Here is a 20042-nt window from a genome sequence, read left to right as displayed (position 1 = left end):
GGCCTAGGCGGAGGAGTCGGGGGTTTCGGGAGAGGGCGGCAAAGGGTCTGCCACGAAGGTTCCAAGCCCGACTTCGCCTCGCGTCCAGCCCTCTTCCCGTGCATGCCGCATGGCCTTCGCCGCGGTCGCGTTCACCACGCCGAACTCATGGGCGATCTCCAGGGTGGACGGCACACGGCTTCCCGGCGGATACACGCCGTCCTCAATGCGCCGGATGATCTCCGCTGCGATCTGCCGCCATAGCGGACGCGTGCGATCAAGGTCCATGGGGTCCAGTGTGGCTGCTCACGCGGCTCGGAGAAGGCCGAGGGCCGACTCGGCTACGCAGGGATTTCTGGTGACGGCGGCAAAGGGTCGGAGACGAACCATCCCCGCTGAGGTACGGCGTACACCCAGCCCTCATCGGCCAGCAGACCAAGCGCCCGCCGGACGGTCGTCCGCGCGATCCCGTACCGCTGCACAAGCTGAGCTTCACTCTGCAGCATCCGCCCCGGCTGCCAGTCTCCGCGCTAAATCTGCGCACGCAGGATCTCGGCAAGTTGCCGGTACGGGGTCAGCGGAGCGCCATGATCAATCTCAGCGTCAGGATTCATGAAGTCGACGCTAAGCAAGTGGATTGATGTGCGCTCTTTGAGATACGTCTCGCGTCAAGTCGATACAAGGCGATACCATGGAAGACATGAAAACGCCCCGGCGGGAAGGATGAGAGCTTCCATGCCGGGGCTGAGCCGACTGAACTGGAGTCGACCCATGCGCAGCCTACTGGCCGCGATCCTGAGCCTCTTCCTGCCTCCGCGCGGAGCGCACCGCGCCGCTACAGCACCATCTCCCACATCCTGTCCGCCCCTTCCAGCCCGCAGTCCCATGCCCGTGCGCCGGTCGCTCCCGTACCTGACGGACGTCGTCGCCGTCGACGGCCAGCCCATGGTCCGTCCATACGTCGTCGCATGGGAACGCGAGCGTGACCAAGACGAATGGCGCTGCTTCCCCTGGGAGGTCGCCGTATGAACGCACGGCATCCCCGGAGCCTCGGCGTCGATCCGGCCACCGGCAAGGAGGCGTTCGTGATCGCGCGCCCCGGTGGTTTTCTTGAGGCGCTGGCCGACGCGCGCGCCTTGGAAAGCGCCGCCGTCCTGGCGGCGGTCGTCGGGGCCGTATTGGAGGCGGGCAAGGCGTCAGACGCCGAACTCGCCGCTCTCGTGCCGCCATTGCACGCGGCGCTCGACGAATGCGTCGACATGATGGCGGCGGACAGGGAGTGACGGCATAGAGGCGTCCCGCCACAGGACGTACAACGGACGTGGGTGTCCAGGCCTCGACCTGGACACCCGGCAAGCACGTGCCCTTCCCTTCAGGCGGGTTCAGGCCACGGCCGGCACGGGAACCGCCGGGCGGCGCCGGATCACCAGTGCCATCAGCGCCGCCACCGCGCACAGCGCGCCGGACGCGTACCAGACCATGTCGTACGAGCCGAAGACGTCACGCGCCACGCCCCCGAGGAAGGCCACGAGGGCGGCGCCGACCTGGTGGGAGGCGAGGACCCAGCCGAAGACGATGGCGCTGTCCTCGCCGTACTGCTCGCGGCACAGGGCGACGGTCGGCGGGACGGTGGCGACCCAGTCGAGGCCGTAGAAGACGATGAAGAACAGCATCGGGGGGTGGACCGACGGGGCCAGGAGCATCGGCAGGAAGAGCAGGCTGATGCCGCGCAGGGCGTAGTAGACCGCCAGCAGCCGGCGCGGTTCGAAGCGGTCCGTGAACCAGCCGGAGGCGATCGTGCCGGCCACGTCGAACACGCCGATGACCGCGAGCAGCGAGGCCGCGGCCGTGACGGGCATGCCGTGGTCGTGGGCGGCGGGCACGAAGTGGGTCTGGATCAGCCCGTTGGTGGAGGCGCCGCAGATCGCGAAGGTGCCGGCCAGCAGCCAGAAGGTGCCGGTGCGGGACGCCGAGAACAGCACGGTCACCGCTCGGCGGGCGGCCCCCACCGCGGGCTCCGGCTTCGGCACGAACTCCTTCGCGCCGTACGGCTTGAGGCCCACGTCCGCCGGGTGGTCGCGCAGCAGCAGCCACACGAAGGGGACGACCGCGAGGGCGGCGAGGGCCACCGTGACGGCCGCCGGGCGCCAGTTGTGGTGCTGGACGATCCAGGACAGCAGCGGCAGGAAGATCAGCTGGCCGGAGGCCGAGGCGGCGGTGAGGATGCCCGTGACCAGGCCGCGGCGCTCGGTGAACCAGCGGTTGGTCACGGTCGCGGCGAAGGCCAGCGCCATCGACCCGGAGCCCAGGCCGACCAGCAGACCCCAGCACAGCAGGAGCTGCCAGGCGGCCGTCATCCACACCGTCAGGCCGGAGCCGAGCGCGATCACGGTCAGGGCGACGGCCACGACCTTGCGGATGCCGAAGCGGTCCATCAGCGCCGCCGCGAACGGGGCGGTGAGGCCGTACAGCGCGAGGTTGACGGAGACCGCGGCCCCGATCGTGCCGCGCGACCAGCCGAACTCCTGGTGCAGCGGATCGATGAGCAGGCCGGGAAGCGAACGGAAGGCGGCCGCGCCGATGATCGTCACGAAGGTGACGGCGGCGACGAACCACGCACGGTGGACACGGGTGCCAGGGGATCGCCCGGACTCGGGCGCCGTTTCGACTGCTGCGGGTTCGGTTGTCTGGGTCACGACATAGAGCATCCAGGCCGGAACCGGACGCAACCACTGGCCCGAAGGACAGTATTCGCTAGGATCGGGCCATGAGCAGTGAGCCGACAGACCCGGAGTTCCGCCCGCACCGTGTGGTCGTCCTCGCCCTCGACGGACTGCTCCCCTTCGAGCTGGGCATCCCGCACCGCATCTTCGGACGCCCCAAGGACGCCCGGGGGCGGCCTCTGTACGAGGTCGTGACCTGCTCGATCCGGCCACCGGGCCCGGTGGAGACCGACGCCGACTTCGCCATCCAGATCGAGAACGGCCCTCAGGCCCTGGCCACCGCCGACACGGTCGTCGTCCCGGCGTCGTACGAACTCGGTCCGGTCTTCGAGGAGGGCGTCCTCACCGACGAGTTGGCCGCCGCTCTCGCCCACATCCGGCCCGGCACCCGGCTCGCCTCCATCTGCACCGGCGTGTTCGTCCTCGCCGCGGCCGGCTACCTGGACGGCCGCCCCGCGACCACGCACTGGGCGGAGACCGACCAGCTGCAACGCCTCTTCCCGAAGATCGACGTCGACCCGAACGTACTGTTCATCGACGACGGCGACATCCTGACCTCGGCCGGCGTCGCCGCCGGCATCGACCTGTGCCTGCACATGGTGCGCCGCGACCACGGCACCGCCGTCGCCAACGAGATCGCCCGCCGCACGGTCGTACCCCCGCACCGCGACGGCGGCCAGGCGCAGTACATCCAACGCCCGGTCCCCGAGCCCCAGTCGGCGACCACGACGGCCGCCCGCGCCTGGGCCCTGGGCCGCCTGCACGAGCCGATCCAGCTCCGGGACATGGCCGCGCAGGAGTCCATGTCGGTCCGCACCTTCACCCGCCGCTTCCGCGAAGAGGCCGGCGTCAGCCCAGGCCAGTGGCTCACCCAGCAGCGCGTGGAGCGCGCCCGACACCTCCTGGAGTCGACCGACCTGTCGGTCGACCAGGTGGCCCAGCAGTCCGGCTTCGGCACGGCCCAGTCGATGCGCCAGCACCTACAGACACTCCTGGGGGTCACACCCACCGCGTATCGCCGTACTTTCCGTGCCGGGGAGGGCCGCGAGAGGTCCACCGGCAGCGGTCCCGGACATTACGGCGGTGTCGGCGCCGTGCGCTGACCGCCGGGCGCGGCGGACCTCGCCCCACCAGCCGATCGCGGTCAGCACCAGGGTCAGGGCCACACCCCAGAGGATCGCCGTGGAGGGCGCCGTCACCCGCAGCAGCGCGCCGGCGAGAGAACCTGTGACCGCATAACCCGCGCCCGAAGCCGCGTACATGACCGAGTAGCCGGCCGCCTGGGCGCGGGGCGGAAGCGCCTCGCGCAGCGCCAGGGTGCGGACGAGCAGTACCGCCGACTGGAGCATGCCGCCGACGACCAGCGCGACCGCGATCCCCGCCGGGTCCGGTATCAGCGCGACGAGCGTCACGCACGCCATCACCGCGACCATCAGCACGGCGCTGCGGGTGCGCGGCGGACCGGGCCAGGCGCGCAGACCGTGCAGAAACGCCCCGAGCGCCCCGCCCACCGCCAGTCCGGTCAGCATCGGCCCGGACCAGCCGACACCTGTGCCCCGCTGTTGCAGCAGAGCGGGCAGGACGAGCTCGGCCAGACCGAGCAGGGCGAGGCCCGCCGCACCCGTGACGAACAGCGGCCAGGCACCGGCCAGCAACCGGAGTGGGGACTTGTCCGACCGCCCCTCACCGCCCTCCTCCCTCATGTTCCGCGTGTCCCAGCCGGCCGGCAGCAGGGACAGACCCGCGACCGACGACGCCATCAGGGCGGCCGCGAGCAGCAACGGGGCGCGCGGTGCGACGCCGAGGGCGAGGCCGGTGACGGCGGACGGGGAGACGGCCCATATGCCCGACACCAGCATCGACTCGGCGGACAGCGCCTGCGACGCGGCCCGTTCGGGAACCAGGCCGGTGAGCAGCGCACGCAGTCCCCCGGCCGCGGCGGCCGGCGCGGCACCGGCGAGGAACGCCAACGCGCCGAGAACCACGGGCTGCGTGTCGGGAAGCACCCCGATCCCCGCGAAACCGACCGCTCCGAGGCCGAGTCCCGCCGCCAGTTGAGGGCGGGCACGATCGGGGCGCAGCCGCATGCCGAGGAGGGGCGCGCCGATGATCTCGCCGAGGACATAGACCGCGGCGACGGCCGCACCCAGCGCGTACCCTCCGGGGCGTTCGCGCACCAGGAAGACCAGGGCCAGCGGCGCCATCGCCACCGGCATACGGGCGCCGACGGACGTGCAGGCCCAGACCAGGACCTGTGGGGAGGCGACATCGCGGTAGCTCATGCGAAGACCGTAGGGGCCGCCACTGACAGTGACCCATCGGATTTCCACGGGTCTGTGGACAACTCGGCGCCGCCTGCCCGGTGTCAGAAAGTGAGCACCCCCCTGGCCACCCGCCCCGCCTCCGCGTCCGCCTTCGCCTTCTCGAAGTCCTCGATCGGGTAGGTCTCGGTCACCAGTTCGTCCAGCAGCAGCCGTCCTTCGCGGTACAGCTCGGCGTAGAGCGCGATGTCCCGCTGCGGGCGTGAAGAGCCGTACCGGCAGCCCAGGATGGACTTGTCGAGGTACATGGACGAGACGAGGAAGGAGGCCTCCGCGGTCGCCGCGGGCACCCCCAGCAGGACCGCCTGGCCATGCCGGTCGAGCAGGTCGATCGCCTGCCGGATGAGTTCCACCCGCCCGACGCACTCGAAGGCGTGGTCGGCCCCCGTGGGCAGGATCTCCTTCACCCCGTCCGTCGACGTCAGGAAGTGCGTCGCCCCGAACTGCCGGGCCACCGCCTCCTTCGCCGGGTTCGCGTCGACGGCGACGATCCGCAGGGCGCCCGCGATCCGTGCGCCCTGGATGACGTTGAGCCCGATGCCGCCGGTGCCGATGACCAGCACGCTGTCCCCGCGGTCGACCTTCGCACGGTTGAGCACGGCTCCCACCCCGGTCAGCACCCCGCACCCGATCAGTGCGGCGGCCGGCAGGGGAATGTCCCCGGGGATCCGGACCGCCTGCACCGCCTTCACCACGGTCCGTTCCGCGAACGCCGAGTTGGAGGCGAACTGGTAGACCGGCCGGCCGCCCTGTACGAACGGCTGCCCGGGACGGCCGATCGCCTGCCGGCACATCGTCGGCCGCCCCCGGTCGCACTCCGCGCACGCACCGCAGTTGGCCAGCGTGGACAGTGCGACGTGATCACCCACCTTCACATGCCTGACCCCGGCGCCGACGGCCTCCACCACCCCCGCCCCCTCATGCCCGAGCACCACAGGAACGGGGAACGGTATGGTCCCGTCCACCACGGACAGATCGCTGTGGCACAACCCGGCTGCCGAGATGGCGACCTGCACCTCTCCCGGCCCCGGCTCCCGCACCTCCAGGTCGTCCACGACCTCCAGCCGCTTGCCGTCGAACACCACACCGCGCATCAGAAGACCCCCTTGGGCTCCCTGGGCAGGCCGAGCACACGCTCGGCGATGATCGTGCGCTGGACCTGGTCCGAACCGCCGTAGATCGTGTCGGCCCGGGAGAACAGGAACAGATGCTGCAACGAGTCGAGTTCGTACGGCGCCGTCGGCGACCAGTCCACCGGTCCGATCCCCGCCGCGGCCCCGCGCACCTGCATCGCCAGCTCCCCGAGCCGCTGATGCCAGCCGCCCCACAACAACTTGGCCACGCTGGACGCCCCGGCATCCGTGGAACCCCCCAGCGTCCGCAGCGCGTTCCACCGCATGGCCCGCAGCTCGGCCCACTGCCGCACCAGCCGCTCCCGTACGACGGGATCGGCGACCGCCCCCGTCTCGACGGCAGCCCCCACCACCCGCCCCAACTCCCCCGCGAACCCGATCTGCTGGGCAAGCGTGGAAACCCCCCGCTCGAACCCGAGCAGACTCATCGCGACCTTCCACCCGCCCCCTTCACCCCCGACGACGTGCTCCACGCGCGCGTGTGCCCCGTCGAAGAAGACCTCGTTGAAGTCGCTGGTCCCGGTCAGCTGCCGAATGGGCCGCACCTCGATCCGCCCCGGCTGGTCCATGGGAACGAGCAGAAAGGTCAGCCCATGGTGCCGCCGGGACCCGGGTTCGGTCCGGGCCAGCACAAAGCACCAGTCGGCCTCGTGCGCCAGCGAGGTCCAGATCTTCTGCCCGCTGATCCGATACCCCGCCCCGTCCCGCACGGCCGCGGTCCGGACCCCCGCCAGATCGGACCCGGCACCGGGTTCGCTGTACCCCTGACACCACAGCTCGTCACCGGCGGCGACGGGAGGAAGAAACCGGCTCTTCTGGTCCGGCGTTCCGTGCGCGAGAAGGGTGGGCGCCAGCAGCTTCTCCCCAATATGCCCCGACCGCGGCGGAGCTCCAGACCGCGCGTACTCCTCGGCCCAGACGACTTGCTGGGTGAGCGTGGCGCTCCGATTGCCATATCCCCCTTCGGACCATCCGAGCCCTATCCACCCCGCCTTACCGAGGGTGCGTTCCCAGGCACGACGATCCAGCCCAGGTTCGGCGTGCTCGGAGAGCCACGCCTGGGCTTCCATCCGAAACGCCTCATCGTCTGTGGTGAATGCAAAGTCCACGGGTCTCCTCTTAGCGCCGTTCAGGGTCGCTTCCCTAGGGGCGCGGGGCTGTGTCGATTTGCGGCTCCGCCGCGTGGGCGCGACCAGCCACAACCGACCCGCACCCGCCGAACCGCAAAGCCCCCACGAGCTCCTAGGCGTTCGGCCTGTCACCCCGTGCCGCCGCCTTTTCCATCGCGTCCAACCGCAAAAGCATCGGCATCGGATCCACCCCCACCGCCCCCGGCAAAACCTCCGCAATCCGCTCCGGAGTCCAGGAACCCTCGGCATACGCCGAGCGAAGCTCCCGCGGCTGAGCCCACACCGCCAACTTCGGCCCCGCGATCGTGTACACCTGCCCGGTGATCCCCTGCTCCTTCGCCCGGTCGGACAGCAGGTACACCACCAGGGCAGCCACATCCTCCGGCTCCCCGATCTCCGTCAGCTCCATGGGAACGTTCGCCGACATCCGCGTGCGAGCAACAGGCGCCACCGCATTGGCACTCACCCCGTACTTGTGCAAGCCCAGCGCGGCGCTCCGCACCAGCGAGATGATCCCGCCCTTCGCCGCGCTGTAGTTCGCCTGCGAGACCGAGCCCTGGTGATTGCCGCTGGTGAACCCGATCAGGGTGCCCGCCCGCTGCCCCCGCATCACCGCGGAGGCCGCCCGGAACACGGTGAACGTGCCCTTCAGATGGGTGGCCACGACCGGGTCCCACTCCTGCTCGGACATGTTGAACAGCATCCGCTCACGCAGGATCCCGGCGACGCACACCACCCCGTCGAGCCGCCCGTACGTCGAGACCGCGACGTCGACCACCCGCTGCCCGCCGGCCATCGTGGACACGTCGTCGGCCACCGCCACGGCGTCTCCGCCCGCCGCCTCGATCTCCTTGACGACACCCTCGGCGACCTCGCTGGTGGGCGAGGCCCCGTCGATGGCGACCCCGTAGTCGTTGACGACGACCTTCGCCCCCTCGGCCGCCGCGGCCAGCGCCACCGCACGGCCGATGCCCCGTCCGGCGCCCGTCACGGCGACGACCTTGCCTGCCAAGAAGTTCCCCACGTCCGGCCCCTTCCCGCGGTTTCTGACGGACCGTTAGATTTTATGACCCGTCAGATACCTGGAGACAAGCCCCGGGGAAAGCCGATGTCGATGCCCGCGGAGTTCGACGAGATCGCCAAGCGCGTGAACAACTGGGGTCGTTGGGGCGCCGACGACGAGATCGGCACCCTCAACCTGATCACCGACGAGGTCGTCCGCGAGGCCGCCGCGACCGTCCGCACGGGCCGCCGCATCCCCCTCGCGCTGCCCCTGCAGCAGGACGGCGTGCAGACCGGGATGATCCCGGGGCGGGTCAATCCGCTGCACGCGATGGTGCAGATCAACCAGGAGCTGTTCGGCCCGGGGTCGGTGGCGTGCAGCGACGACGCCGTGACCATGGGGCTGCAGGCCGCCACGCACTGGGACGCGCTGCCCCATGTCTCACACTCGGGCCGGCTCTACAACGGCCGCCCGGCCGGCACCGTCACCGCGCACGGCGGCGCCGAGTTCAGCGGTATCGACAAGGCGCGGCACGTCGTCTCGCGCGGGGTGCTGCTGGATGTGGCACGCGCGCGTGGCGTCGACCGGCTGGAGGGCGGGCACGCGGTCACCCCCGAAGACCTGGAGGCCGCCGAGGAAATGGCCGGTACGCGCGTGCGTGCCGGTGACGTCGTGCTCGTACGCACCGGGCAGATCCAGGTCTGTCTCGCCGGGGACAGGCACGCGTACGGCTACCCCTCTCCGGGTCTGTCGATCCGCACCCCGGAGTGGTTCCACGCGCGCGATGTCGCAGCCGTCGCCAACGACACCCTCACGTTCGAGATCTTCCCGCCCGAGATCGAGGACCTGTGGCTGCCCGTGCACGCGCTCGACCTGGTGGAGATGGGGATGCTGCAGGGCCAGAACTGGAATCTCGAAGAGTTGTCCACAGCCTGTGGAGAAGCCGGCAGATACACGTTCCTGCTGTCGGCGATGCCCGAGCCCTTCGTCGGTGCGACAGGGACTCCGGTGGCCCCCGTCGCCATCCTGTGAGGTTCGCCGACCGGCGGCGCGGTGCTCCCGCCCCGAGCACGGCACCACGCGCCGCCGACCGACTCGGCGCACCCTCCCCGCTCCCGACCTCGCTCGAGCGGGGGGACCCCCATCGGCTCCTCCTGGCCCTGAGGGAGCCGACGCCGAATCACGATCCGCACTCGTCGAGGGCTCCCGTCACCGAAGCCCTCGTCGTCCCCTCACGGCGAATCGCTGACCACAAGCGTGATCAAACGGACACGATGCGTCAACACCCGTACGGGGATTTATTACTTAAGCCCAATTTGTCGTGGGCGCGCACAGAAGCACACCCGGGCGCATCGCCTCAGCCGGCCAAGGCGTGAGAGCGGTTTCTGCGACCGTGCACCCGAGCTGACGGATTCTCCGCGCCCGTGCGCCGGTCACACCGCCTCGAACGCCAGCCCCTCGTACGCCGTCGCGCCGCCCACACAGGCCTGTGCGGTCTGCCGGGTCTGTGCGCAGCGGTCGAGTTCGCACCAGATGCGCTTGCCCGCGCCCTCGGGGCTCCAGCCCCAGCGGTCGGCGAGACCGTCGACGAGGGCGAGGCCGCGGCCGCCGGTCGCGTCACCGTCGGCGCACCGGGGCACGGGGGCCCGGTCGCTGCTGTCGGCCACCTCGAGGCGGACGGTGGCCGATTCGGCGGCCACACCGGGCAGGGAGAGCCGCAGCACGGCCGGACAGCCGGTGTGCACCACGGCATTGGTGACCAGTTCGGAGACGAGCAGGATCAGCGTCTCGGCGAGCGGCTCGTCGGCCTCTATCCCGGACCCGGCAAGGCGGGAACGCGCCCACCGCCGGGCTCGCCCCACCTCAGCGGGGTCGGGCCGGACTTCCAGCTGCACCTGAAGCACCTGCACCGCTCACACCATCCGAACCGGCGGACACATGACCTCGCGCCACGCGCGCGCCGCAACGAGGGCCACGATCGTAGCCATTTTCTGCATGACCAGAACAATGGCCAGTGCAGAGCCCAGAGCAAGGGTCACGGAACGTGAATCCCTTAAGAGACAGCATGGTTGACGTACAGTCACGCCAACAAGCGCTTCGGGCATATTCCAGCGCGAAGGAGTACCCGTGCGGCATACTGTGCGACGCTCACTGCGGGGACTCGAACAGGCCAGTTCCGGCATCACCCCGGGGGCAACACCGGTACGGCTCATGCTCGCAGCCTCTCGCATCCCACAGAAGGTACCGGAGCGGGACGCCGACTCCAGGACGTGACGGGTCACGCGTAGGACACAACCCGATATCAACGCTCCGTAATTCCGGTATGCCACAATCCGCGACAACCGCGAGCCCGGCTTCCGCGACATCCCAGGCTGGCGCTGTTCAGGCCACCAGATCCGCTGCGAGCAGCTCCTCACTCTCCGTGACCGCTCCGCCACGTTGCGCCCGCACCCATGCCCGCTTCAGATGCAGATGCACCTCGGAGTCCCAGGTGAAGCCCATGCCGCCGTGCACCTGGAGGCAGTCGCGGGCGCCGCGCACGGCGGCCTCGTCGGCGAGCAGCCGGGCCGCGGCGATGTCGCCGCGGTCGGCGGTGACGGCGGCCGCATAGACCGCGGCGCGTGCCAGTTCGGCGCGCACCAGCATCTGCGCACACAGATGCTTGACCGCCTGGAAGGCCCCGATCGGCTGCCCGAACTGCTCACGTGTCCGGGCGTGTTGCACGGCCAGCTCGCACACACGCGTGGCCGTGCCGAGCTGCTCCGCGGCGGTGAGGAGGTCTGCGACGGGATCGGAGGGTGCCGGCGCCGGTACCCGGTGCAGGGGAGTCAGCGGGTCCACCGACCGCATGGGTACGGCCCCCTCGGCACCGCGGCGCACCACGTCCGCCTCGTCCAGCCACTCCACGATCCTGCCGTCCGCAGCGGCGACGACGACCTCCCCGGTGGCGGCTCCGGGCACTTCCCCGGCCGCGAGATGCGTGGCCACGAGCGGCCCGGGCACCAGCGCCCGCCCGGCCTCCTCGAATGCCAACACGGCTTCCGGAAGCCCGAGTCCGGCTCCCCCATCGGCTTCGGGAAGGCGCAGGGAGAAGAACCCGAGGCCCCCGAGAGCCCGCCACAGAACCCGGTCGAGACGGAACGTAGAACCGCCGACCCGTGCAGTGCCGGACAGGGGCGCGGGGCTGTACACATCAGCGGCTCCGCCGCGGGGCGCGCCCAGCCCCCACCCGCCCGCAGACGACCGACTACCAGTCACATCCCGCACAGCCGCCTGCAAGGCCCTTTGCTCCACGGTCAATTGAAACCGCACCGCTCACCTCCCCTTCGGCAACCCGAGAATCCGCTCGGCCACGATGTTCTGTTGAATCTGCGAGGTACCGGCAGCGATGGTGTACGACAGCGACGACAGCCGGTCGAGCGTCCACGGCCGTTCCAAGTCCAGGGAGTCCGCTCCCAGAACCTCGGCGGCAACGTCGTACAACTCCTGCCGCGCATGCGAATACCGCAGTTTGAAAACCGAACCTCCCACCCCCGGCACACCGCCGGAGGCCTCCGCCTCGCTCACGTTCCACTGGATCAGCCGCCACAGCCCCCGGAACTCCGCATTCAGCCTCCCGAGGCGGCGCCGCACCACCGGATCGTCCCAGCGGCCGCGCCTCCTCGCCTCCGCGGCGAGTTCGCCCAGCACCCGCCGGCAGGCGACCACCTCGCCCACGAACGCCGTACCGCGCTCGAAGGACAGCGTCACCATGGTCACGCGCCAGCCGTCGTTCTCGTCCCCGACCCGGTTGGCGACCGGCACCCGTACGTCGTCGAGGAACACCTCCGCGAACTCGGCCGACCCGGCCAGGGTCCGCAACGGCCGTACGGTGACGCCCGGCAAGGACATGGGCATGGCCAGCCAGCTGATCCCCCGATGCTTCGCCGCCGTCGGATCCGTACGCACCAACAGCTCGCACCAGTCGGCCACTTCGGCGTGCGAGGTCCAGATCTTGGACCCACTCACCACATACTCGTCGCCGTCCCTACGCGCGCGCGTGCGCAGTGCCGCGAGGTCGGAGCCGGCGTCCGGTTCGCTGAAGCCCTGGCACCAGACCTCCTCGCCGCGCAGGATCGGCGGCAGCCAGCGCGCCCGCTGCTCCTCGGTCCCCTCGGCGGCGATGGTCGGCCCGGCGTGCAGCAGCCCGACGAAGTTCGCGCCCACATAGGGGGCGCCCGCCTTCTCGGTCTCCTCCAGGAAGATCAGCCGGGTGGTCGGGGAGGCGTCCCAGTGGACGTCGGCGTATCCGGCGTCGTACAGCATCCGCTGCCAGCCGAGGTCGTACGCCCTGCGCCCGGGCCAGTCCTCCGCGGAGGGCTTCACGGGCAGCGTCGGCAGCACCTTGCCGAGCCACTCCCGCAGCCGTGCCCGGAACTCCTCCTCCTCGGGCGTGTACGACAGGTCCATCAGCGGTCGAGGTCCAGGCCCAGCATGCGGATCGCGTTGCCGCGCATCAGCTTGTAGACCGTCTCGTCGTCGAGGCCCTTCACATGGTCGAGGGCGACCTCCTTGGTGTGCGGGAAGGTCGAGTCGACGTGCGGGTAGTCGGTCTCGAAGGTGGCGTTGTCCCGGCCCACCACGTCCAGCGAGGCGACCCCGTGCTTGTCGCGGAAGAAGCAGCAGAACATCTGCCGGTAGTAGTACGTCGACGGGGGCTCCGGGATCAGGTCGCGCACCCCGCCCCAGGCGCGGTGCTCCTCCCACACGTCGTCGGCACGCTCCAGGGCATACGGGATCCACCCCATCTGGCCCTCGGAGTAGGCGAGTTTCAGGGTGGGGAACTTCACCAGCACCCCGCTGAACAGGTAGTCCATCATCGAGGCCATGGCGTTGTTGAAGCTCAGCGAGGCCTGGACGGCGGGGGGCGCGTCAGGGGAGGCGGCGGGCATCTGGGAGCTGCTGCCGATGTGCATGTTGACGACCGTCCCGGTCTCCTGGCAGACCGCGAAGAACGGGTCCCAGTAGCCGGAGTGGATGGAGGGCAGACCGAGGTAGGTGGGGATCTCGGAGAACGTCACCGCCTTCACCCCGCGTGCGGCGTTGCGCCGGATCTCCGCGACCGCGAGCTCCACGTCCCACAGCGGGATCAGACAGAGCGGGATGAGCCGGCCGCCGCTGTCGCCGCACCACTCCTCGACCATCCAGTCGTTGTAGGCGCGCACACAGGCGAGCGCGACCTCCTTGTCGTGCGCCTCGGCGAAGGTCTGCCCGCAGAAGCGCGGGAAGGACGGGAAGCAGAGGCTGGCCTCGACGTGGTTGAGGTCCATGTCCTCCAGCCGGGCCTTGGGGTCCCAGCAGCCGCGCCGCATCTCCTCCCGGGTGATGCCCTCCAGGGTCATCTCGTCCCGGTCGAAGCCGACGGCTGCGATGTTCCGCTTGTAGGGGAACTTCAGGTCCTCGTAGATCCACCAGTCGGTCGGCTGGCCCTCGGGGTCCATCGTGATCCGGTACTTCCCGCCGATGTAGGCGAGCTCGCCGATCCCCGCGGTGAGCGCCTGCGGGCCCCGGTCGCGGTACTTCTGAGGCAGCCAGGTCTCGAAGAGGTGGGCGGGCTCGATCACATGGTCGTCGACGCTGATGATGCGGGGCAGTTCGGTCATGGGTCCCCCACTGGGCACTCAGTTATCTGATGGACCGTCAGATTCGCTCCATCGAGCAGGCTAGTCGCGCACCCCTGGACCGACAAGGCGCCGAGCCCTACGCTCTGCGCACGATCTGACTGCCCGTCAGTTCGGCATCAGCTCCGTGTCAGCTCCACGAGGGGGCCGCCGTGAACGACACCGCCCACGCACTGAGCGCATCCCGCACCCTCTGGGACCTGCTCGCCCGCCGCGCCGATCTCACCCCCGACCGGCCGGTTCTCCTCCAGGACGACCGCTCGCTGAGCTTCGGCGAGCTACGCGCGCGTGCCGAGCGCGTCGCGGCCGGTCTGTACGACATGGGCGTACGTCCCGGCACGGTGGTCGCCTGGCAGCTGCCCACCCGGATCGAGACCGCCCTGCTGTCCTTCGCGCTGGCCCGCCTGGGTGCCGTACAGACTCCGGTCATCCCGTTCTACCGGGACCGCGAGGTCGGCTTCGCGCTGCGGGAGTCGAGGGCCGAGTTCTTCGCCGTACCCGGTGAGTGGCGGGGCTTCGACCACACCGGGATGGCGCGGCGGCTCGGCGCGAAGGGGGTCTTCGAGGCGTACGACGTGCTGCCGGACGGAGATCCGCGGGTACTGCCCCCGCCGCCCCGCGACGGCACCTCCGTGCGCTGGATCTACTGGACCTCGGGGACGACCTCCGACCCGAAGGGCGTGCTGCACACGGACCGTTCGCTGATAGCGGGCGGCTCCTGTCTCGCGCACGCGCTGCGGCTCTCGGCGGACGACGTGGGCTCGATGGCCTTCCCGTACGCCCATATCGCCGGGCCGGACTACACGGTGATGCTGCTGCTGTACGGCTTCCCGGCGGTGATGTTCGAGCAGTTCGCCCTGCCGGACGCGCTGGAGGAGTACCGCAGGCACGGGGTGACGGTGGCGGGCGGGTCGACGGCGTTCTACTCGATGTTCCTGGCCGAGCAGCGCAAGCAGCCCGGCCGGAAGGTCATTCCCTCGCTCCGGCTGCTCGCGGGCGGCGGGGCGCCGAAGCCGCCGGAGGTGTACCACTGCGTCGTACGGGAGATGGGGGTGCAGCTCACCCACGGGTACGGCATGACCGAGGTGCCGATGATCACCATGGGGGCGCCGGACGACACCGCGGAGAACCTCGCGACGACGGAGGGGCGGCCGCCGGAGGGGATGGAGATACGGATCGTGGACGGGGAGGTGCGGCTGCGCGGGGAGGCCGTGTGCCAGGGCTATCTGGATCCGGCGCAGACGGCGGAGGCCTTCGACGGGGAGGGGTTTCTGCGCACCGGTGACCTGGGGTTCGTGACGGACAGCGGGCATCTCGTCCTCACCGGGCGGCTCAAGGACGTGATCATCCGCAAGGGCGAGAACATCTCGGCGAAGGAGATCGAGGACCTGCTGGCCGCCCACCCGGCGGTCGGGGACGTGGCGGTGATCGGACTGCCGGACGCGGAGCGCGGGGAGCGCGTGTGCGCGGTGATCGAGGTGGGGGCACAGCCCGAAGGCGCCGCGGAGTTGACCCTGGACTTGGTGACGTCGTACCTGCGCGCGGAAGGGCTGTCGGTGCACAAGCTGCCGGAGCAGCTGGAGGTGGTGGACGCCCTTCCGCGCAACGAGACGCTGCGCAAGGTGCTCAAGTACCGGCTGCGCGAGCGCTACGGACGGGACGCCGACCCGCGGCAGGACGCTACTCGGGGACGGTGAAGTAGCGGGCGAACGCCGGGACGATCTCCGCCTCGCCGACCTTGCCGTCGCCGTCGGTGTCGAGCGCGGCGGCCACACTGTGGGCGATGCCCTCTTCGACACCCAGGATCCGCAGCACGCGCGCGGTGTCCTCGACGGTGGCGGCCCCGTCGCCGTCGGTGTCGGCGAGGTCGAGGGCCGCGTGCAGGAAGGGGCGGGCGATCTCGGCGAACCGCTCGGGGTTGTCGCGCAGGCGCTTGACCGCGCCGTTCACGAACTCCTCGCGGTCGATGCGCTGGTCGCCGTCCCGGTCCGCCATGCCGGCCATGCCCTGCCAGAACGCCTCGGCTCCGCCGTACAGGGCCTGGCCCTTGTCGGAGCGGGCCGCGACGGCGAACTCGGCGAGCAGCGCCTTGGCCGCTGCGCTGAAGTCCTCGCGGTCGATGAAGCCGTTGCCGTCCTGGTCGAAGGTGGCGAACCGGGCGGCGATCCTGCGCTCGTACTCGCTGCTGACCATGTCTTTCGGGCCGCCTTACGTCATCTCGGGTGCATCTCGTCGGAGCGTACGACGCGGGAGACCGTCCGGGCGCGGGAAAGCGGCGCTTGTGCCAAGACCGGGGGAATTTCGGGACAACTGTGTGGCACATGGAGCTGAGCTACGACCCCCTGCACGGCTTCGGCCCAGGTCAGGCCGAAAGCGGATCGGCCTCTTCCGCGACCGCCGACGCCACGTCGGCGTACACGTCGAACAATCGGCGCACGCCCAGAGCGCCCAGGACGCGGTTGACGTGTGAGCCCTCGACCGCACCCTGCGCCGGGAGTATCAGGCGCAGCGTGCCCTGGCAGGAGCGGATGAGGCGGCGGGCGGCGATGAGCACCCCGACGCCGCTGGAGTCGCAGAAGAAGACCTCGGAGAGGTCGAGGACGAGGCCGTGGCGGCCGTCGGCCACCACGTCGTGCACCCGCTGACGCAGCACCGGCGACGTCACCAGGTCCAGCTCGCCCGACACACGGAGCACGGTCCAGTCGCCCTGCTCGCCACCGGTCACATAGAACGCCACCACCATGCCCTTCGCTCGCCGGAGTCCCCGCAAAACGGAAGCCGTTCCTACGCTTCCTTGCAGCGCGGCTGCCCAGCGGCCGTTCCCTGAAACACGACGCAAGAAACGGGAACCGATCGGAAGAGGCTTGTTTTAATCGACTTCGATCCTGTTCGATCAGGTCTGATCGGAGGTCGAGCGGGTAGGCAGGCACAGAACGCAGGCTGCACACATTGCGACAAAGCGACGTGCACTGTCGTAGGTGCCGACTACATTCGAGGAGACGATGGACGCAGGCCGGGCCGACGAACGGGCAGGGGTGAGGGGGCCGTATGACGAAGAAGGACGCACCGCCCCGCTGGGACCGCAAGATGCAGCAGCGACTTGCACGCGGTGAGGCGGCCGCCCTCGGCGAACTCTACGACCGGTTCGCCTCCCTCGTGCACGGCCTGGCCCACCGCGTCCTCGGGGACGAGCGCGCGGCCGACGGCATCACGCGTGACGTCTTCGCGCACGTCTGGGAACACCCCGAGGCCTACGACCCCCAGCAGGGTCCGCTGCGTTCCTGGGTCGCCACGCTGACCCACCGCCTCGCCGTGCAGCGGCTGCGCACCACCGAGACCGCCGCCCTGGCCCAGGGCTCCGGCGGCTCCACCGAGGACCTGGAGCGCAAGGTGCGCCGCGCCTCGGTCGCCGCCCGCGCCGACTACATCGTCACGTCCATGCCCGCCCCGCTGCGCGCCGCCCTGGATCTGGCCTACTTCCAGCGCCGCGACTACCGCCAGACCGCCGCCGACCTCGGCGTCACCGAGGACGAGGCCCGCCGCCGGCTCCGCCTGGGCCTGCAGCTCCTGGCCACCGCCCACGACGTCGGCGCACCCGGCGCACCGCCCGGTTACGGGGGTGCCGTGTGAACGACGCAGGCAGCGCGGACCGCTTCGATCCCGGAGGATTCGACGGCGAGGACGACCCGGGCGGCACGAACGGCCCCGCGGACAAGGGCCACTTCGAGGACAAGAGCGGCAAACACGACGAACAGGACAAGGGCGAGCGGCAGGAGGGGTACGGCATCCCGGGCGGACCCACGCACGACAACGGTGACGACATCTCCCAGGATTCCGGCCGGCCACCCCGCATACCGATGCCCCGCGCCTCCGTCGAGGACGGCGGACGGCCGCTGCCCGCCCTGGAGGACCTGGACGAGACAGCGCAGCGGCCCGCCCCGCCGGTCCTGGAGCACCGCGTCCTGAAGTCGCTCCTCGGCGCCTGGGCGCTGGCCGCCTGCTCGGCGGAAGAGACGGCGGCCGTCGAGGAGCACCTGGGCGACTGCGGCTCCTGCGCCGACGAGGCGCTGCGGCTGCGCGAGGCGGTCGGCCTGCTGCACCAGCCGGAGAGCCTCGACCTGGACCCGGGCCTGCGCACCCGCGTCCTGGACGGCTGCCTCGACCGGCGCCCGCCCCGCATCCCGGTGCCCGGATGGGCGGCTCCGTACGACGCGGAGGCCGCCCGGCTCGACGCGCTGCTGCAGGACATCGGGGACGCCGAGTGGCACAGGCCGGTGCGGCTGCGCTGGTTCGAGGCGGAGGGCCCGATGACCCGTCGTACGACGGTCGCCGGGGTCATCGCCCATCTGCTGTCGGTCGACGGGCTGGTCGCGGTCGCCCTCGGCATGGACGACCCGCTCGGCGACGTCGCCGAGGCGGGCTCCACACCCCGGGCCCGCACCGAGGCGTACTGGCGCACCTCGCACTTCCCGCCGGGCCGTTCCGTACGGGCCCCCTGGCGCGAGCAGACCCATGACCTCGTCCGCACGGCGTCCTTCATCAGCGACTCGGGGCCGGCCCGGCCGACCGTCTCCTACGGTGACTTCGAGCTGCCGCTGCGGGACGCGATGGTGGACCGGGCCTTCGAGTGCTGGGTGCACGCCGAGGACATCGCCGAGGCCGTCGACTACCCGTACGAGCCGCCCGCCCCACGCCATATGAACCGCATGATCGACCTCGCGGCGCGGGTCCTGCCGGACGTACTCGCGACCCGCCGCCGGGCCGGCCTGGCCTCGCCTCCCCACCACCGGCACCTGGTCCCGGCGGGCGAGCCGGGCCGCAGCCTGCGGCTGGAGATCGAAGGGATGGGCGGCGGCGAGTGGCTGATCCCCCTCGACTCCCCCGCGGCGGTCGGCTCCGCCGCGCACGAGGTGGCCCATGTGGCCCTGGACGGCGCGGAGTTCTGCCGCCTGGCAGCAGGCCATGTGCCTCCGGCGGAGGCAGCGGTGGGGCAGGTCGGGGACCGGGAGGCGATCAGGGATGTGTTGTTCGCGGCGGCGAGTTTGAGCCGGATGTAGGGGGCGGTGCGGTTTCGTCGGCGGCTGCGGGTGCGCCCTGAAGGGGCGCGGGGAACTGCGCGATCAGCCACGACGATCCCGCACTCGCCCGACGGCAGAAGCCCCCGTGCTCCTAGGCGAACACGACCGTCCGACGCCCGTTGAGCAGAATCCGCCGCTCGGCATGCCACTTCACGGCCCGCGCCAGCGCCTGGCACTCCACGTCCCGCCCGATCGCGACGAGCTGATCCGGCGTGACGTCATGCCCCACCCGCTCGACCTCCTGCTCGATGATCGGCCCCTCATCAAGATCCGCGGTCACGTAATGCGCCGTCGCGCCGATCAACTTCACACCCCTGGCATGAGCCTGGTGATACGGCTTCGCACCCTTGAAGCTCGGCAGGAAGGAATGGTGGATATTGATGATCCGCCCGCTGAGCTCCTTGCACAGATCGTCGGAGAGCACCTGCATATAGCGGGCGAGCACCACCAGCTCGACCCCCTCCTCGCGGACGATCTCCAGCAGCCGCGCCTCGGCCTCCGCCTTGGTGTCCTTCGTCACCGGAATGTGGTGGAAAGGAACGTTGTACGAGCCGACCAGCTCGGCGAACTCCGTGTGGTTGGACACCACCGCCGCGATCTCCACCGGCAGCGCCCCGATCCGCGTCCGGAACAGCAGGTCGTTCAGGCAGTGCCCGAACTTGCTGACCATGAGGACGATGCGCATCTTCGCGTCGGCCCGGTTGATCTGCCAGTCCATGTGGAAGGAGTCACCGATCGCCGCGAAGCTCGCCCGCAGCTTGTCCACCGTCACCGGCTCCTCGGCCGAGAAGTGGACGCGCATGAAGAACAGACCCGTGTCGTGGTCGCCGAACTGCTGGCTGTCCTCGATGTTGCAGCCGGTCATGAAGAGATAGCTCGACACGGCGTGCACGATGCCCCGCTTGTCGGGGCAGGAGAGCGTGAGGACGTACTGGTCGTCGAGCGCCGCGGCTCGGGTGGACTGCTCGTTCATGCAGGACAGGGTCCCATAAACGGGCCCCCGGTCCGGACCGGA

18 protein-coding genes and 1 pseudogene are annotated in these 20042 nt (G+C 70.5%); 6 read left to right on the top strand and 13 right to left on the bottom strand.

The window, feature by feature from the left end:
• Nucleotides 1-3 precede the first annotated feature (3 nt).
• Entirely contained in the window at nucleotides 4-267 is a 264-nt protein-coding gene (locus ABD355_RS09565) for a GntR family transcriptional regulator (RefSeq protein WP_344399715.1), read from the bottom strand.
• 53 nt (nucleotides 268-320) lie between these two features.
• Nucleotides 321-593: pseudogene (locus tag ABD355_RS09560) on the bottom strand (GntR family transcriptional regulator).
• A 411-nt stretch (nucleotides 594-1004) separates the two neighbouring features.
• Between ABD355_RS09560 and ABD355_RS09555 the strand changes: the two are divergent.
• Entirely contained in the window at nucleotides 1005-1262 is a 258-nt protein-coding gene (locus ABD355_RS09555; protein WP_344399713.1) for a hypothetical protein, read from the top strand.
• Nucleotides 1263-1361: 99 nt separating this feature from the next.
• Here the strand turns inward: ABD355_RS09555 and ABD355_RS09550 are convergent, their stop codons facing one another.
• Nucleotides 1362-2687, bottom strand: a complete 1326-nt coding sequence (locus tag ABD355_RS09550) for an MFS transporter (RefSeq protein WP_425585717.1) — start codon at nucleotides 2685-2687, stop codon at nucleotides 1362-1364.
• Nucleotides 2688-2746: 59 nt separating this feature from the next.
• Between ABD355_RS09550 and ABD355_RS09545 the strand changes: the two genes are divergently transcribed.
• Nucleotides 2747-3805, top strand: coding sequence for a GlxA family transcriptional regulator (locus tag ABD355_RS09545; RefSeq protein WP_344399710.1), 1059 nt, complete (start codon nucleotides 2747-2749; stop codon nucleotides 3803-3805).
• Between the two features lie 1262 nt (nucleotides 3806-5067).
• Here the strand turns inward: ABD355_RS09545 and ABD355_RS09535 are convergent.
• The 3 genes from ABD355_RS09535 to ABD355_RS09525 form a co-directional block, all read right to left on the bottom strand.
• A complete protein-coding gene (locus ABD355_RS09535; RefSeq protein ID WP_344399709.1) occupies nucleotides 5068-6117 on the bottom strand; it encodes a Zn-dependent alcohol dehydrogenase in 1050 nt (349 codons plus the stop codon).
• On the bottom strand, nucleotides 6117-7265 hold the full coding sequence (locus ABD355_RS09530) for an acyl-CoA dehydrogenase family protein (RefSeq protein ID WP_344399708.1): 1149 nt from the start codon (nucleotides 7263-7265) through the stop codon (nucleotides 6117-6119). Before ABD355_RS09530 ends, ABD355_RS09535 begins: the two co-directional genes overlap by 1 nt.
• A gap of 133 nt (nucleotides 7266-7398) precedes the next feature.
• Nucleotides 7399-8310 (bottom strand): SDR family NAD(P)-dependent oxidoreductase, encoded by a 912-nt coding sequence (locus ABD355_RS09525; RefSeq protein WP_344399707.1) that lies wholly within the window; start codon nucleotides 8308-8310, stop codon nucleotides 7399-7401.
• 84 nt (nucleotides 8311-8394) lie between these two features.
• Between ABD355_RS09525 and ABD355_RS09520 the strand changes: the two genes are divergently transcribed.
• The gene (locus tag ABD355_RS09520; RefSeq protein WP_344399706.1) at nucleotides 8395-9321 is read left to right on the top strand and encodes a cyclase family protein; all 927 of its coding nucleotides are present in this window, start codon (nucleotides 8395-8397) and stop codon (nucleotides 9319-9321) included.
• 401 nt (nucleotides 9322-9722) lie between these two features.
• On the opposite strand, the gene ABD355_RS09515 is transcribed toward ABD355_RS09520, so the two are convergent.
• From ABD355_RS09515 to ABD355_RS09500, 4 genes are all read right to left on the bottom strand, one after another.
• Nucleotides 9723-10184 (bottom strand): ATP-binding protein, encoded by a 462-nt coding sequence (locus ABD355_RS09515; RefSeq protein ID WP_344399772.1) that lies wholly within the window; start codon nucleotides 10182-10184, stop codon nucleotides 9723-9725.
• 487 nt (nucleotides 10185-10671) lie between these two features.
• Nucleotides 10672-11601, bottom strand: coding sequence for an acyl-CoA dehydrogenase family protein (locus ABD355_RS09510; RefSeq protein WP_344399705.1), 930 nt, complete (start codon nucleotides 11599-11601; stop codon nucleotides 10672-10674).
• Nucleotides 11602-11604: 3 nt separating this feature from the next.
• A complete protein-coding gene (locus ABD355_RS09505) occupies nucleotides 11605-12738 on the bottom strand; it encodes an acyl-CoA dehydrogenase family protein (RefSeq protein WP_344399704.1) in 1134 nt (377 codons plus the stop codon).
• Nucleotides 12738-13931, bottom strand: coding sequence for an amidohydrolase family protein (locus ABD355_RS09500; protein ID WP_344399703.1), 1194 nt, complete (start codon nucleotides 13929-13931; stop codon nucleotides 12738-12740). The genes ABD355_RS09505 and ABD355_RS09500 overlap by 1 nt, the downstream gene beginning before the upstream one ends.
• Before the next feature lie 170 nt (nucleotides 13932-14101).
• Between ABD355_RS09500 and ABD355_RS09495 the strand changes: the two genes are divergently transcribed.
• Nucleotides 14102-15646, top strand: a complete 1545-nt coding sequence (locus tag ABD355_RS09495) for a class I adenylate-forming enzyme family protein (protein WP_344399702.1) — start codon at nucleotides 14102-14104, stop codon at nucleotides 15644-15646.
• Here the strand turns inward: ABD355_RS09495 and ABD355_RS09490 are convergent.
• Nucleotides 15630-16142 (bottom strand): EF-hand domain-containing protein, encoded by a 513-nt coding sequence (locus ABD355_RS09490; protein ID WP_344399701.1) that lies wholly within the window; start codon nucleotides 16140-16142, stop codon nucleotides 15630-15632. The two genes, ABD355_RS09495 and ABD355_RS09490, sit on opposite strands and share 17 nt — an antisense overlap.
• A 169-nt stretch (nucleotides 16143-16311) precedes the next feature.
• Nucleotides 16312-16692, bottom strand: a complete 381-nt coding sequence (locus ABD355_RS09485) for an STAS domain-containing protein (protein ID WP_030940995.1) — start codon at nucleotides 16690-16692, stop codon at nucleotides 16312-16314.
• 305 nt (nucleotides 16693-16997) lie between these two features.
• Here ABD355_RS09485 and ABD355_RS09480 point away from each other — a divergent pair, with 305 nt between their 5' ends.
• Together ABD355_RS09480 and ABD355_RS09475 are read left to right on the top strand one after the other, a co-directional pair.
• Nucleotides 16998-17579 carry a sigma-70 family RNA polymerase sigma factor gene (locus ABD355_RS09480; RefSeq protein WP_344399700.1) on the top strand — a complete coding sequence of 194 codons (582 nt, stop codon included), beginning with the start codon at nucleotides 16998-17000 and terminating at the stop codon, nucleotides 17577-17579.
• Nucleotides 17576-19006 (top strand): maleylpyruvate isomerase N-terminal domain-containing protein, encoded by a 1431-nt coding sequence (locus ABD355_RS09475; RefSeq protein ID WP_344399699.1) that lies wholly within the window; start codon nucleotides 17576-17578, stop codon nucleotides 19004-19006. Before ABD355_RS09480 ends, ABD355_RS09475 begins: the two co-directional genes overlap by 4 nt.
• Before the next feature lie 112 nt (nucleotides 19007-19118).
• Here ABD355_RS09475 and purU read toward each other — a convergent pair whose 3' ends face one another.
• On the bottom strand, nucleotides 19119-20000 hold the full coding sequence (purU, locus tag ABD355_RS09470; protein WP_344399698.1) for a formyltetrahydrofolate deformylase: 882 nt from the start codon (nucleotides 19998-20000) through the stop codon (nucleotides 19119-19121).
• Nucleotides 20001-20042 lie beyond the last annotated feature (42 nt).

Origin of the sequence: Streptomyces longisporus (assembly GCF_039532765.1) — a bacterium.
Lineage (GTDB): Bacteria > Actinomycetota > Actinomycetes > Streptomycetales > Streptomycetaceae > Streptomyces > Streptomyces longisporus.
This window is presented reverse-complemented; position numbering and strand designations above follow the sequence as displayed.